Origin of the sequence: Zobellella taiwanensis, from assembly GCF_003012795.1 — a bacterium.
Taxonomy (GTDB): Bacteria; Pseudomonadota; Gammaproteobacteria; order Enterobacterales; family Aeromonadaceae; genus Oceanimonas; species Oceanimonas taiwanensis.
The window spans coordinates 55,370-69,829 of record NZ_PXYH01000019.1; the positions used below are offsets into that span (position 1 = coordinate 55,370).

General features: G+C 54.7%; 11 protein-coding genes. 1 reads left to right on the forward strand and 10 read right to left on the reverse strand.

The annotated features are described in order from the left end of the window. Nucleotides 1-76: 76 nt before the first annotated feature. From C7I36_RS13190 to C7I36_RS13230, 9 genes are all read right to left on the reverse strand, one after another. Nucleotides 77-808: an SDR family oxidoreductase gene (locus C7I36_RS13190; RefSeq protein WP_106454163.1), complete on the reverse strand. Its 732-nt coding sequence runs from the start codon at nucleotides 806-808 to the stop codon at nucleotides 77-79. A gap of 99 nt (nucleotides 809-907) precedes the next feature. Further along, nucleotides 908-2,401: a xylulokinase gene (gene xylB, locus C7I36_RS13195; RefSeq protein WP_106454164.1), complete on the reverse strand. Its 1,494-nt coding sequence runs from the start codon at nucleotides 2,399-2,401 to the stop codon at nucleotides 908-910. 2 nt (nucleotides 2,402-2,403) lie between these two features. Further along, the gene (gene tkt, locus C7I36_RS13200) at nucleotides 2,404-4,443 is read right to left on the reverse strand and encodes a transketolase (protein WP_106454165.1); all 2,040 of its coding nucleotides are present in this window, start codon (nucleotides 4,441-4,443) and stop codon (nucleotides 2,404-2,406) included. Then, nucleotides 4,440-5,408 (reverse strand): transaldolase, encoded by a 969-nt coding sequence (gene tal / locus C7I36_RS13205; protein WP_106454166.1) that lies wholly within the window; start codon nucleotides 5,406-5,408, stop codon nucleotides 4,440-4,442. The genes tkt and tal overlap by 4 nt, the downstream gene beginning before the upstream one ends. A gap of 11 nt (nucleotides 5,409-5,419) precedes the next feature. Continuing rightward, nucleotides 5,420-6,076, reverse strand: coding sequence for an HAD family hydrolase (locus C7I36_RS13210; RefSeq protein WP_106454167.1), 657 nt, complete (start codon nucleotides 6,074-6,076; stop codon nucleotides 5,420-5,422). A gap of 143 nt (nucleotides 6,077-6,219) precedes the next feature. Beyond that, nucleotides 6,220-7,755: an FGGY-family carbohydrate kinase gene (locus tag C7I36_RS13215; protein WP_106454168.1), complete on the reverse strand. Its 1,536-nt coding sequence runs from the start codon at nucleotides 7,753-7,755 to the stop codon at nucleotides 6,220-6,222. Between the two features lie 97 nt (nucleotides 7,756-7,852). Beyond that, nucleotides 7,853-8,839, reverse strand: a complete 987-nt coding sequence (locus C7I36_RS13220; RefSeq protein WP_245880115.1) for an ABC transporter permease — start codon at nucleotides 8,837-8,839, stop codon at nucleotides 7,853-7,855. Beyond that, entirely contained in the window at nucleotides 8,823-10,337 is a 1,515-nt protein-coding gene (locus tag C7I36_RS13225; protein ID WP_106454169.1) for a sugar ABC transporter ATP-binding protein, read from the reverse strand. Before C7I36_RS13225 ends, C7I36_RS13220 begins: the two co-directional genes overlap by 17 nt. Before the next feature lie 68 nt (nucleotides 10,338-10,405). Beyond that, nucleotides 10,406-11,329 (reverse strand): ABC transporter substrate-binding protein, encoded by a 924-nt coding sequence (locus tag C7I36_RS13230; RefSeq protein ID WP_106454170.1) that lies wholly within the window; start codon nucleotides 11,327-11,329, stop codon nucleotides 10,406-10,408. 341 nt (nucleotides 11,330-11,670) lie between these two features. On the opposite strand from C7I36_RS13230, the gene C7I36_RS13235 reads away from it, so the two are divergent. Further along, on the forward strand, nucleotides 11,671-12,669 hold the full coding sequence (locus C7I36_RS13235; RefSeq protein ID WP_106454171.1) for a LacI family DNA-binding transcriptional regulator: 999 nt from the start codon (nucleotides 11,671-11,673) through the stop codon (nucleotides 12,667-12,669). Between the two features lie 281 nt (nucleotides 12,670-12,950). Here the strand turns inward: C7I36_RS13235 and C7I36_RS13240 are convergent, their stop codons facing one another. Next, on the reverse strand, nucleotides 12,951-13,679 hold the full coding sequence (locus tag C7I36_RS13240; protein ID WP_106454178.1) for an SDR family oxidoreductase: 729 nt from the start codon (nucleotides 13,677-13,679) through the stop codon (nucleotides 12,951-12,953). Between the last annotated feature and the right edge of the window lie 781 nt (nucleotides 13,680-14,460).

Below are 14,460 nucleotides of genomic sequence, written 5' to 3' on the forward strand. Positions count from 1 at the left end.
GCTGGCCAGCATAGTGCGGGAGGGGTGAGCCGAGGAGAATTAAGGCTTTCTAAGCAAAATGTCCATTGGAGCCCTTTTAACCCGCTGTAAAGCCCCCATCGATCGGCAACACAATACCCGATATCATTGATGAAGCCTGACTCAGCAGGAACAAGATAGGCTGCACGACCTCTTCCGGCTCGGCGAATCTGCCAAGCGGAATCCTGCTCAGCATGCCCTCGGCCTTGACCGGGTCGCTCCAGCCCACCTTAGCCATCGGTGTCAGGGTGACGGTCGGGTTTACGCTGTTGACCCGAATATTATGCGGCCCCCATTCGGCGCACTGTACGCGCGTCATCGCATCCATGGCCGCTTTCGACGCGGAATAGCCCAGGTGGTCGTGCAGCGAGGCCAGCGCCGCCTGGCTCGAGACATTGACGATTGCCCCGCCACAGCCTTGGTCGATCATCCGTTGTGCAACCAGCCGGCTCATCAACGCCGTCGCCCGGGCATTCACCACCATCATCTGATCGAAGGCATCCGCCGTCACCTCAGCTGCAGGTTCGAGCAGTGCCAGGCCCGCGCAGTTGACCAAGCCGTCGACTTCACCAAGTTCGCGCTCGACCGCATCCAGACCGGACTGTTGCGTCAAGTCAGCCACCACGATATCGCAACCGGTTTTCTCCTTCAGCACCCGCAGTTGCTCTTCATTACGCCCAACGGCCAGCACCCCGGCGCCTTCCGCCCGCAGCGCTTCAACGCAGTACCAGCCAATGCCGCTGCTCGCGCCGGTGACCACGATCATCTTGTTTTTCAAATCGTTAAACATCTGATGCCCCTAAACTCGGTTATCACCAGCCACCCAGACACAACGAATCCAAGATGGCTGGTATGTTGATTATTGCCCTTTGCTGCGCGACCGTCCGCTTCAGCTCAGTTGATACATCGCCTGCAGGTGCTGGCGATAGTTTTTGTATGCCGCCTCATAAGCTTCCACGTCTCTTGCAACGGGTTCGACCGCTCCTGCGTCGTCAAACGCCACGAAGCGGTCACACAGCGATTCGAGCGAGGTGCTTTGGCCCATCCGATTGAGATCACACCAGGCCGCCTGAATGGCGCCACCCAGCGCCGCCGCCTCGCCGATCTGTGGACAGACGACACGCGCGTTCATTACGTCTGCCACCAACTGACGCCACAACGTGCTCTTTGAACCGCCGCCGATCAGTCGGATCTCGCGACTATCGATACCAGCGTCGCGCAGCAGGTCGAGGCCATAGCGCAGACCGAAGGTGGTGCCTTCCAGCACCGCACGACAAAGATTGGCTGCACTCAGGTTCTGCATATTGAGCCCGAGCAAGCTGCCAGTGGCATCAGGCAGTACTGGCACCCGCTCGCCATTGAGGAACGGCAACATTGTGATGCCGCCCGCTCCGATGGGTGCGGAGACGGCCTCAGCGTTGAACTGCGCTAAGTTCAACCCAAACATCTCGCGTACCGCATTGGCCGCGCCGGTCAGGTTCATGGTGCAGATCAGCGGCAACCAGCCGTTGCTCGACGAGCAAAACGACGCCAACTGCGGATGCAACTGCTGCGGCACCCGGTCGGAACAAGCGTAGAGGGTGCCGGAGGTGCCGAGACTCAGGGTAACGACACCATCACGGATATTGCCGGTGCCGATGGCGCCCATCATGTTGTCGCCGCCACCGCTGGACACTAGGACGTCGTCGTTGAGGCCCAGTTCCCGGGCCACCTCAGCCCGCACCCGGCCGACCGCCTGCTGCGCCTCGAGCAGCGGCGGCAGCACCCGTTCCAGACGTCCGGATGGATCGACCAGCCCGAGCACCTGCGGTGCCCAGCGGCGGCTGCGGATATCGAAGTAACCGGTACCGGATGCGTCGCCATACTCAGCGGCGATCTCGCCGCTGAGCCAGTAGTTGAGGTAGTCGTGCGGCAGCAGGATATGGGCGATACGACCGAAGTTATCGGGTTCATGCTCTTTCAGCCAGAGCAGCTTCGACAACGTATAGCCGGTCGCCAGCACCAGCCCGAGCTGCGCCATTGAGCCAGCCTCGCCGCCGAGCCGCTGCAGCAGCTCGGCGTTCTGCGGCGCCGTTTCGGTGTCGCACCAGAGCTTGGCTGGCCGGATCACCTCGCCCCGTGCGTCCAGCATCACCAGGCCGTGCTGCTGGCCTGAGACGCCGATGGCCCGGATCGTCCGGCTGTCGATGCTCGCCTGTTCCAGCGCCAAGTGGTAGGCGCGCCGGAAGGCGTCGATCCACCAGCACGGCTCCTGCTCGCGGCGCCCGTTGGCTGCACTGATCAGTTCATGGGGCGCATAGCCCTCGCCGCGCAGCCTGCCCTGTTCCTGATCCAGGATCACCACCTTGGTGCCCTGGGTCCCACAATCCACACCCAGATACATGGTCAGTTCTCCTCGTTCAGGCGCGCTAGTACAGCCCTAGCCTCATTTTCAACCCGCTCAGCGGTGAAGCCGAAATGCTCGAACAGATCCGGGGCCGGAGCCGATTCACCAAAGGTATCTATGCCAATTACAGCACCGTCAAGGCCCACCCAACGGTACCAGCCGTCCGGCTGTGCCATCTCAATCGCCACCCGTGCCCGAACCGACGGCGGGAGTATAGTATCGCGGTAGGCCGGGGGCTGCTTGGCGAAGCGTTCAACGCAAGGCAACGACACCACCCGTACAGCCAGCCCCGTGTCCGTCAACCTGTCGGCCGCTGCTTGCGCCAGCGCAACTTCGGAACCGGTGGCCAGCAGGATCAGCTGTGGAATACCAATGCAGTCGCGCAGAATGTAGCCGCCGTGGTAAATGTCGCCGAGTTGCGTTTCATCCCGACTCTGCGCTGGCAAGTTCTGCCGGGAAAAGATCAGCGCACTGGGGCCGTCGGTGCGCTCAAGGGCAGAGCACCAAGCCGCCGCCGTTTCAGTCTCGTCGCAGGGGCGCCAGGTCTCCATATTTGGCGTCTGGCGCAGGCTCGCCAGTTGCTCAATTGGCTGATGGGTCGGACCATCCTCACCGAGGCCAATGGAATCATGGGTATAGACGAAGATATTGCGAATCCCCATCAGCGCCGCCATACGCACTGCGTTGCGGGCATATTCCATGAACATCAAGAAGGTACCGCCGTAGGGAATGAAGCCCCCATGTAGCGCCAAGCCGTTCATTATCGCGCTCATACCAAACTCGCGCACGCCATAATGAATGTAGTTGCCGTCTGCAACTTCGGCCGAAACAGATAGTGATCCAGACCACTGCGTCAAGTTGGAAGGCGCTAGGTCCGCCGAGCCGCCCAGAAGCTCCGGCAACGCCGGCCCCAGCACTTCGAGCACTTCCTGCGAACTTTTGCGGCTGGCCATGGTACGACGCTGCTGCTGACAGTTCCACAACAGTTCCTTTCTCAATGCCTGCCAGGTTGACGGCAGTTCGCCGGCCTGGCGACGTTCAAACTCGGCGGCCTGCCCCGGGAATGCATTGCGATAAGCCGCGAAACGCTGCCGCCAGTCCAACTCTAATTCGGCACCAGCGTCGCGGGCGTCCCAGGCTGAGCGGATCACGTCGGGCACCTCGAAAGGTGCATACGACCAATCCAGGGCCTTGCGGGTCGCTGCAATCTCGTCGTCCCCCAGCGGGGAGCCATGGCAGTCGTGCGTACCGGCCTTGCTCGGCGAACCAAAGCCGATGGTGGTCTTGCAGCAGATCAGACTCGGGCGTTGTTGATCAGTCTTGGCTTCACACAGTGCCGCATCAATGGCTACGGCATCATGGCCGTCGATCGCCTCAATTACTTGCCAGCCGTAGGCTCGAAAGCGCGCAGGGGTGTCATCGCTGAACCAGCCTTCGACCTCTCCGTCGATTGAAATGCCATTGTCATCGTAGAGCACAATCAGTTTACCCAGTCCTAGGGTGCCGGCCAGCGAGCAGACCTCATGAGAGATCCCCTCCATCAGGCAACCGTCGCCGACAAAGGCGTAAGTGTGATGATCAACGATAGTGTGGCCTGGGCGGTTGAACTGAGCCGACAGAGTTCGTTCCGCCAACGCCAGACCAACGGCATTGGCCAGTCCCTGCCCCAGCGGGCCAGTGGTAGTCTCAACACCAGGAGCATAGCCGTACTCGGGATGGCCCGGGGTCTTGGAGTGCAGTTGTCGGAAGTGCTTGAGTTCGTCAATCGGCAGGTCGTAGCCGCTCAGGTGCAGCAAACTATACAGCAGCATCGAGCCGTGGCCATTGGATAGCACGAAGCGGTCACGATCGGGCCAGGCCGGGTTGGTTGGGTTGTGGCGCAGATGGCCGCGCCAGAGCACCTCTGCGATATCCGCCATGCCCATCGGTGCGCCGGGGTGGCCGGAGCTGGCCTGCTGCACAGCGTCCATACTCAAGGCACGGATGGCATTAGCTAGGGTACGGCGGTCTTGGGTAGCCGTAAGTTTGGGGTCGTTCATACAGTACCTCCGGCCAGGCGCTCACGCAGTAGTGTTTCCAGCTTCAGTTGATCCGCCTCGAAGCAGCGGATGCCTTCGGCAAGTTTCTCAGTTGCCATGGCGTCCTCGTTGAACTGCCAGCGAAACTCGGCCTCGTTGAGCGGTGTCGGTCGCTCAGCGTAAACTCCGCTGTCGGTTAGCACCCGATCGACGGAACCGTCTCTACGAGATAACTCCTCGAGCAGTGCCGGGCTGATGGTTAGACGGTCGCAGCCAGCCAGTGCCAAGATCTCACCGCGGTTGCGGAAGCTCGCACCCATCACCACCGTAGGGTACTGGTGACGACGGAACCAGCGGTAGATCTCGCGCACCTGCAGTACGCCCGGCTCTTCGTCAGGTGCGTAGTCGGTACCGGGGTTAACCTTGCAATACCAGTCGAGAATGCGACCAACAAACGGCGAGATAAGGAAGGCGCCGGCCTCGGCGCAGGCGCGAGCTTGGGTGAAGCTAAAGATCAGCGTCAGGTTGCATGCAATACCCTCACGCTCCAGTACCTCGGCGGCACGGATCCCCTCCCAAGTAGCAGCGATTTTGATCAGGATACGGTCGCGGCTGATACCAGCCTCTTCGTACAGCGTCACCAACCGGCGCGCTTTGGCTATGCTGGCATCCCTGTCAAACGACAGCCGAGCGTTAACCTCGGTCGAGACGCGGCCTGGAATATGGTTGAGAATCAAGCAGCCCATCGCCACGACCAAACGATCACTGGCTTGGTCGACAGCCTCTTCTAGTGTCCCTTTATGGTCGCGGGCAGCAACGAGGATCTCATCAAGCAGCGCATCATACTGGCCCGACTGGACCGCCTTAAGGATCAGCGACGGGTTGGTGGTGGCATCCTGGGGTGCAAAGCGACGGATGGCGCCGAGGTCGCCGGTATCGGCGACGACGGTGCTAAGCTGTTTGAGCTGTACTAGCATATTGGACATGGTGTCTCCTATTATTCTGTTAACCGGCTTTTAGCCTGCAATTCGACCAAACTGTCGTGTAAATTAGAATGAATCTGATCGGCTATGCTGAATTGTTGTAGGGCCGGATGGGCTAGGTCCGGAACTGCAGTCACGATCATGCCTGCAGCCCGTGCGGCAATGACGCCGTTGACTGAGTCCTCCCACACCCGGCAAAGAGTCGGGTCGGCACCAAGACGTCCGGCGGCCAGTTCAAACACCGCTGGATGGGGCTTGGACCGCGGTACTTCAGTACCGGAGACCAGCACCCAGATGGGCAAGGAGTGCCTCTCGACGACTGCCTCGATGAAGGACAGAGGGGACGAAGAGGCGATGGCAAGCGGCACTTGCTGTTCGGAAAGCCAGTCGACCATCTCCCGTGCGCCGGGCATCAAAGGTGCGTCTGTGATTACTTTTAACATTCGGCTGAGCAACAGCTCCTGCAGCGCGTCTGCGTCGACACCTTGGTCGACATGCAGTTGAGCCATTCCCTGACAGAACTCCCGGCTGCTACGCCCCTGGAAGGAACGCCAGTCGGCCTCACTCAAGGTCACGCCGTACAGATCTCGCATCACTGCGTACTGTGTTTCTAGCCAAACCGGCTCCGAGTCTATCAACAAGCCATCCATATCGAAGATCGCATACTGCATACACTTTCCCTACTGCTTCCCTACTGCCGCAGTCTGATTTTGGAAATAAACCGCAGGCTGAGCCTGCACCGACGAAGAAAAATTGGGGGGCCCCCCAAAAGACACCGAGCTCAGTCCCAAGAGAGGCGAGCCCGGCCTGTCGTTCAGCGCCTGTTCAGCGCATGCATGCAGGGTTTCAGCGCCTGATAGATCTCGCAGTATTGCTCGAACATACGGTCATAGATCGCCTTGTTGGCAGGATTGGGATGAGCACGCGAGCGCAGTGTTCGCCAATCGCGAACCTGAGCCAGGTTGTCGATCTCGCCGATCGCCAGCGCCGCCAGCATAGCCCCGCCGAGCGGAGCTTCCACCTCCTGTTCGATGGTCAACACCGGATAGCCAGTAATATCCGCGATGATCTGCATCCAGAGATCCGACGACGCTGCCCCCCCGACCACGATCAACTCGGGGTCGAGCCGCACCGCCCCCTGCTGGCCACACTCCATATTATGGCGCAACGCGAAGGCCAACCCTTCCAGCACGGCGCGGTATAGGTGGGCTTTAGTGTGGAAGAGTGTCAGGCCAACATAGGCGCCCGAGGCTTTCGCATCCCAAACTGGGCTGCGTTCCCCCATCAGGTAGGGCAGAAACACCAAGCCGTCGGCACCGGCCGGTGTTTTGGCAGCCTCCAGCTCCATCAGCTCGTGGACATCAATACCAGAAAGCAATACTGCCGCCTGCTTCTCTTGTGCACAAAACTGGTCCCGGAACCAACTGACCGAGGCACCAGCGGTGATGGCCCCCCCGAAGATGTATATATCCTCAGCACCGTTATGCACGTAGGGCATACTGATCAAGCCATGGCCTGCATCGGTACGCTGGTTGATGAAGCCCCAGCACATGCTGGTGCCAATCATCGCGACATGGTTACCGGGCTCAATTACACCCGCGGCCAGGGTCGCCATGGCGGCATCAACGCCCCCAGCCACCACCGGCGTACCCGGGTTCAGTCCGAGCCGCTGTGCCGCTTTGGGCAGAAGACCACCGACCACCTCGCTGGACTCTACTAGGCGAGCCGGCATCAACTCGGGGGCTATACCAAGCGCTTCAAGCATCGGTTTAGACCAAGCGCGAGCTCCGATATCGTAGACGCCACCTATATTACCGGCCGAGCTGTGATCGACCGCTAACTCGCCGGTAAGGTGATATTGGACATAGCTGTTGGGCGGCAGCAGATAGCGTGTCAGCGCCCAAACCTCCGGCCGGTTTCGTTTGAGCCAGAGCATCTTGGTGTAACCGTAGTAGCTGTCAACACCGTTGCCGGTGATGCGCCGTAGTTGATCCAGATCTAGATTCTGGCGAACCCACTCGACTTCGTCGTTGGCTCGACGATCCATCCAAATCAGGCAGGGATGCAGCGGCTTAATATCAGCGTCAACCGGGATGCCCGAGCCGCCATACAGGCTGCTGACACAGATAGCCTTGATCTCGCTGGCCGGCACCTTACTCCGGGCGACCACGAGCGCAGCCGCCTCATATACTGCATCTAACCAGACATCAGGCCATTGCTCCGCCCACATCGGGCGGGGTTGATCGACCTGGTAGGCGGCTGAAGCTTGGTCGAGGATGGCCCCGTTGGTCGACATCAGCAACGCCTTAGTGCTTTGCGTACCGATATCGACACCGATCACATAACTCATAAAATTTTCCTCAGGTCTTGACCAAGCACCTTAATCGAACCACCCCGTCACTGTAGAACAGGGAGGAAATACCAATATAAAAACCATCTATTGCGAATTATTTATCACGAGAGCGACTGATATATATTGCTAGCAAGATGATTCCGCCCTTGATCACATTTTGAACATAAGGGGAAACACCCATCAGATTGAGCCCGTTGTTGAGAACACCGAGCATCATGGCACCAATCAAGGTTCCAATAATGGCGCCACGCCCGCCGGCAATTGCAGTACCACCCAGTACCACTGCGGCAATAGCATCCAGTTCAAAGCCTATACCTGCGTTAGGCTGTCCACTCATCAGACGAGAGGTCAGCACGATTCCAGCTAGCGCTGCAGTGGTACCACTAAGTGTGTAGACCATCAGCTTATAACGGGAGACTCGGATGCCACTGAGACGTGTCGCTTCCTCATTGCCACCGATAGCATAAATGTAACGACCGATAGGAGTTTTATTCAGAAGAACATAAGCCAATACATAGACCACCAGCATGATCAGGATGGGAGTCTGTAGACCGAAGACTTCACCTCGCCCCAAGAAAGAGAAACCATTTGGCAAACCGGAGATCGGGTAGCCACCGGTATAAATTAACGCTATCCCTCTGGCGATACCCATCGTCGCCAGTGTTACAATGATCGGCGGCATCTTGGCATAGGCCACGAAAGTACCGTTACAAGCACCAAACAGGGCGCCTACCATCAGTCCTGCCAGCACAGCAACCTCTGGCGGAAAACCGGCTATCATCAGGCCAGCTGTCACTGTACCGGCGAGCGCCATTACAGGACCAACAGACAAATCGATGCCTCCGGTCAATATCACACAAGTCATCCCCACAGCAATGATGGCATTAATTGAAACCTGACGTGCCACATTGCTAAGGTTATTGCTGGTAAGAAAGTTGTCGTTGACTAAAGCCATCGCAATGAAAATTACAATAAAGCCGATCAACGGATAGAAAATGGGTGATTTTCTCCACCGGCTCCACTGTACATTCATTAGTCTATACCCCTGTTTTTGAGACTGAGTATTAGTGAAGTTGGCCATCACGATCACCTCCTGTGGCATAACGCATTATTTCATTTGGATTGACATCATCTCCTTCAAGGATTTTGACTATTTGTCCTTGACGGAATACTGCGACTCGGTCACTAACACCAACGATTTCGGGTAATTCGGACGAAATCATGATGATCGAGATACCCACACCTGTAAGAGCTCGCATCAAGCGATAGATCTCGGCCTTGGCGCCAACATCGATACCGCGTGTTGGCTCATCAAAGATCAGTACCTTACACTCATGATTAAGCCAGCGTGCGATAACTACTTTCTGCTGGTTTCCCCCACTGAGATTTCTCACCGGGGTTTCGTGGTCAGGTGCCTTGACCCTTACTTTGCGCATCAACTCGTCTACCACCACCCCTTCATCACGGTGATTGATGATAAATCCTTTACCACAATGCTTGGCCAAATTATTGAGCGTAATGTTTTCGCGAATTGAGAATGGCAGTACCAGACCTTCAGTCTTACGGCTCTCCGGCAGCAACCCGATGCCACAGTTAAGCGCATCAGCGGGCGACTTCAGGCTCTTGGGCTGACCGTTGACCAATATATCTTTACGGTAAACCGATATACCTCCCAGCAGCCCCATCGCCAGTTCAGTACGCCCAGATCCCACCAAACCGGCAAATCCGAGAATCTCACCTTTCTGCAACTTGAAACTGTTGACCGGCGCATTCTTGGTCAACTGGATCGAACGGGCGTCGATGACAACTTCGTGTACATCAGCATGGGGTACCTTATGTGGAAAATTATTTTCGATCTTTCGGCCAACCATCATTTCCACCAAGTCGTCAACCTCAGTTGACTTGACCTCGCATTCGCCGACCCCACAACCGTCACGCAGAACGGTGATCCGGTCGCAGATTTCATAGATTTCTTCCATATGATGCGAGATGAAAATCATACCGACGCCTTGGGATTTCAACTCACGCATGATTTTGAACAGATGCTCCGCCTCGCTGGGCGTCAACGTTGCGGTGGGTTCATCGAGCACCAGAATTCGGGCATCCAGCGCTAGCGCCTTGGCGATTTCGACGAACTGCTGCTCGGCGACGCTGAGGTGGTCGACCGACGCCGCCAGATCGATCTCAACACCCAGGCGATCGAATAATGCTTCCGCCTTCATGTGCATAGTCGCACGATCCAGTAAGCCCAGCTTGTTGGTCAACTCACGCCCTAGAAAGATATTTTCGGTCGCTGTCAGATAAGGAATCAGGCTGAATTCCTGAAAAATAATGCCCACACCGGCAGCAATGGCATCGTGATAATTATGAAAATTCATCTGCTTGCCGTTGATGTAAATCGAGCCGGTATCAGGCCGGTGAATACCACACAGAATTTTCATCAGTGTCGATTTACCGGCACCGTTTTCACCAAGCAATGCATGTATTTCCCCTTTATCTAGCCTAAGGCTGATATCAGTCAATGCCTTAACCCCAGGGAAACTCTTGGAAATATGTTCAAGCGTAAGAAGACTGGACATGGCCTCGTACCTGTTTCATTTCTAAGACTCCCTACCAGCCTATTTTAGGCTGGCAGGGTTCGGAAAGGCTACCAGTGGAAGGAAGCCGCTTTTTTCTGATCAATCAGCTCCACGTTTACAGGTATATGTTCTGGAACATTCGCACCCCACATCTTTGCCAGTGCAATAGCAAGCCCTATACGAATCTGATCACGAGGGTATTGAGCAGAGGTGGCGATAAACTTGGAGCCCTGTTTTTGGATGACTTCTATAGCTTCAGGGTGACCGTCTACACTAACCAACTTGACATCTAGGCCACTAGCATCAATTGCGGCCAATGCACCGAGTGAACCGGTATCATTAACACTGAACATACCAGAAAGATTCGGATTAGCCTGCAGTATATTTTCAGTTACATTCATTGCAGTATCTCGTTCCTGCTTACCATTTTGCTTGGCAACAGTCTTAATATCTGGATATTCCTTCAGTGCATCGTTACATCCCCTCACACGTTCCAGTATGGGCACAACAGGAATACCATCCAGAATAGCAACCTCCCCCTTACCGCCAATATTATCGGCCAGATATCTGCAGGCAAAAAGACCAGCCTCATAGTTCTTCGAGCCTACAAATGAATCAAGAGGCCCTTCAGCTTGGGCATCAACTGCAACGGTGACAACGCCAGCATCCTTTGCCGACAGCACTGCAGACTGAATGCCAACTGAATCTGTAGGGTTAAGTATCAGGATATCAATGCCTCGTTGTAGCATGTCCTCAACGTCACTGATCTGCTTGGATACATCGTGACGGGCATCGGTAATGATTACTGTGGCACCAATAGAATTAGCAGCCTCTTCAAGCGCCTCTTTCATGGTAACAAAGTAAGCATTATTAAGTTCTTGAAAGGACATACCGATTTTAATTTCATCGGCCTGTGCAGTCCCAGACAGCCCTGATACGCAGCAGATGCTGGCAAGGATGGAGGTCAGTTTGTGCTTCTTGAAGACGGTCATGGCTTTATCCTTCATTATTGGATACAACAATCAATGTTAAGCTACACCCCAGATTAAAATTAATGTTCCACATTGTGAAATTTAGTGAACATTCATTTCAAACCTAAAGCACCCATGAATGTTAACGTCTACATTTTTTTTCTGAAAAAAGCTGGCAGTAAGGTTTGCCAGCTCCACCGTAAAAATGTTAACGTCGACATTGCAATCAAGCTAACACAGAAAAAACATATTAGCAACATCCGTGCAGGTAGATTTCAACAGATCACATCTCTGACGATCACATCTCTGACGAAAAGCTGATATGCTGCGCTAGCGCCTTACTCGCAGTGACAGGTTACCCAATGACAAAGCCAGGCAAAGCCACCATTACCGACATAGCCAAACGCGTTAACATGACGACAGTCACGGTCTCACGCGCCCTCAACCGACCGGAAAAGGTCAAGAAGGAAACGCTAGACCGGATCCTGGAGGTCGCACGTGAACTCAATTACGTGCCCAACGCTTTAGCACGTAACCTCAAGAGCCGTGAGAGCAGGCTGGTCGGCTTGATCACGGCTAGCCTTGATAACCCCTTCTACGGCGAGATCATCAAAGCAATCTCCCGAGAAGCCAAGAAACGAGGCTATTCATTGTTGCTGTTCGACACTGATGGTTCTCCTGAACTCGAAGAGCGAGCCGTCGATACCCTGCTCAGCTACCAAGTATCGGGACTCATTCTGTCAGTCGTTTCCGATGATAACGACTACCATCCGGCTTACCTGCCCAAGCTTGAGTTGGCCAGAATCCCGGTGACCCAGATCGACCGCAAGCTTGCCAAAGCACCATTTCCCGGTGTCTATCTGGAGAACACTGAAAGCGGCTACCAAGGAGCACGAACCCTGCTCAAACAAGGGCACCGACATATTCTGATCGTAGGAGGACCGGAAAAATCCAACATCACGATTTCCCGGCTCGCTGGTATCCGACGCGCATTAGACGAATGTCCCGAACCGACAAAACTGGATGTACTGTATGGCGATTATACCCAGACGCCAGCTCGGGAAGCCGTCAATGCCTACCTAGCCAGCGGCAAGCGTCCTGATGCTATTTTCGGGCTCAATATACTGATCATGCTAGGTACTCTTGAGGCGATTCGCCAGCACGGACTGAGTAGGGAAGACATTGGCCTATTCAGTATCGATCAGGTCCCCTACGCCGACATTTTTGGCGAGCCGATTCCCTGCATCACTCATAATACCTATCAGCTTGGCCTAACTGCCATTAATATGTTGCTGAGAAAGATCGATGATCCGGGGTACCAACCATATGACGAAATCATTAGCGGTGAGTTAAGACTTTAAATAACTGTTCCAAATAGTAGGTCATTCTGAAAAACGACCAGGTACCCCACTAAGCAGATCATCTGTGCCAAGAATGGCGTTACCCTAAACCCCTATGGGCTTTGGCCACGCCTATCCGTACCACCCGTTTGGGATTGACTTGCCTAGCTAATCGCATCAGGGATGGCCTTGACCAAGACGCCAAAGCAAGGGGCGGAAGGGCAATCTTTAGTTAACTCTATAATAGTTAAAAACAATAATAACCCGGTACTTTTATACCGGGTTATTACGATATTGAATACTTACATGTCGAAAGCGGAAGGCAAGACAATCATATCGCGGATGGTCACGTTACGCGGACGCGTGAGCATGAACATAACCGCATCAGCTACTTCGGTCGGTTCAATCAGGCTGCCGCTCTCTTTGGCTTTCTTCAGATTTTCTTCCGGCCAGTCGGCGAGAAGCGCGCTGATGACCGGACCAGGTGACACCGCGCTAACACGGATGCCGTGCTTGTTGACCTGGCGGCGCGTTGTCTGGACAAAACAGTTAATAGCCCACTTAGATGCGGCATAGACCGGTTCCCAAGGTACCGGAAAGTGACCAGCGACTGATCCGGTGACCACGATGTCCCCGGTACCACGTTCGATCATATGCGGTAGTACATCATGGACGTTTTTCATAACAGCATTTACGTTGAGATTCAGCATACGGTCGATCCCTGCTGAATCAGCTTCAATCAGATCTCCACCAATATAGCTCCCAGCATTCGCATAGAAGATATCGAGTTGCTCGACTTTCTCCAAAATACCAGGCAATAAACTCGCGCAACTTTCTGGATTGAGCAGGTCTATGATCAACGGAATAGCTGCATCACCAAGTTTTTCACAGACTGTTTTCAACGCCACCTCATCGCGGTCAACCAGCACTACACGAGCACCAGCAGCGATCATCGCCTCGACAGTAGCTAGTCCTATACCTGATGCAGCGCCAGTTACAGCAGCTACTTTACCTACCAGTTCTTGAGCCATCATATTACTCCTTTCTCTAATACTCGCCTCAATATGTAGGCACTCTTTATCAAGTGTCGATTAGAGCTATATTGCTCATCATCTACACCATGGATTACAGTTACTACCAAAATCTCGAAAAGTTAATGGTCGAGACACCATTCAATATTTACTTTGATATCACCTATAGTGCTTTCCATTGCATCGCCAACAGAAAGTAGAAGCACCTCTTTCGAGTAACCAAATGAAATGTTGACGTTTACATTCATCAATCTAAAAAATGCTGACTCTGCGATATTTTTAACATTGTCAGCAAAATGTAAACGTCAACATCGTAATTAACGCTAACATATCAACAACAGCTTGGCAACCTATATTCTCTCATGGTCGGAGGCGCTGTTGACTTCTGTCGAGGCGGAGGCAGTCGGCCAAAGGGCACTACTCCTCCATCACACAGTGAATTCTCCATGGAGGCTCCGCCTCGCCCTCCTTGGTGCGGAAGGCCAGCAGAGTTGCTCCCTTCGCCATCGCTATCGCCCGGGTAGCACCTACTGGCACCACGCCCTCAGACTGCGTCGGGACTTGAAAGAGACAACAGGGGTTGCCTTAGCTGAGCATCACAGGGATATGCTTGAAGCGTGTTAGCAGAGGTGGAACTGTTGCCTCTTCATCTACGCAGGGCGGGATCATACTTTGTTAATGAAATTTGAACGGGTGGATCGTCTGTGATCTAATCAGCACCTCTTGCCGAAGGAGCCTGACCATGACCCTGATAGAACACCTTACCCTTGTTGAAGAAACC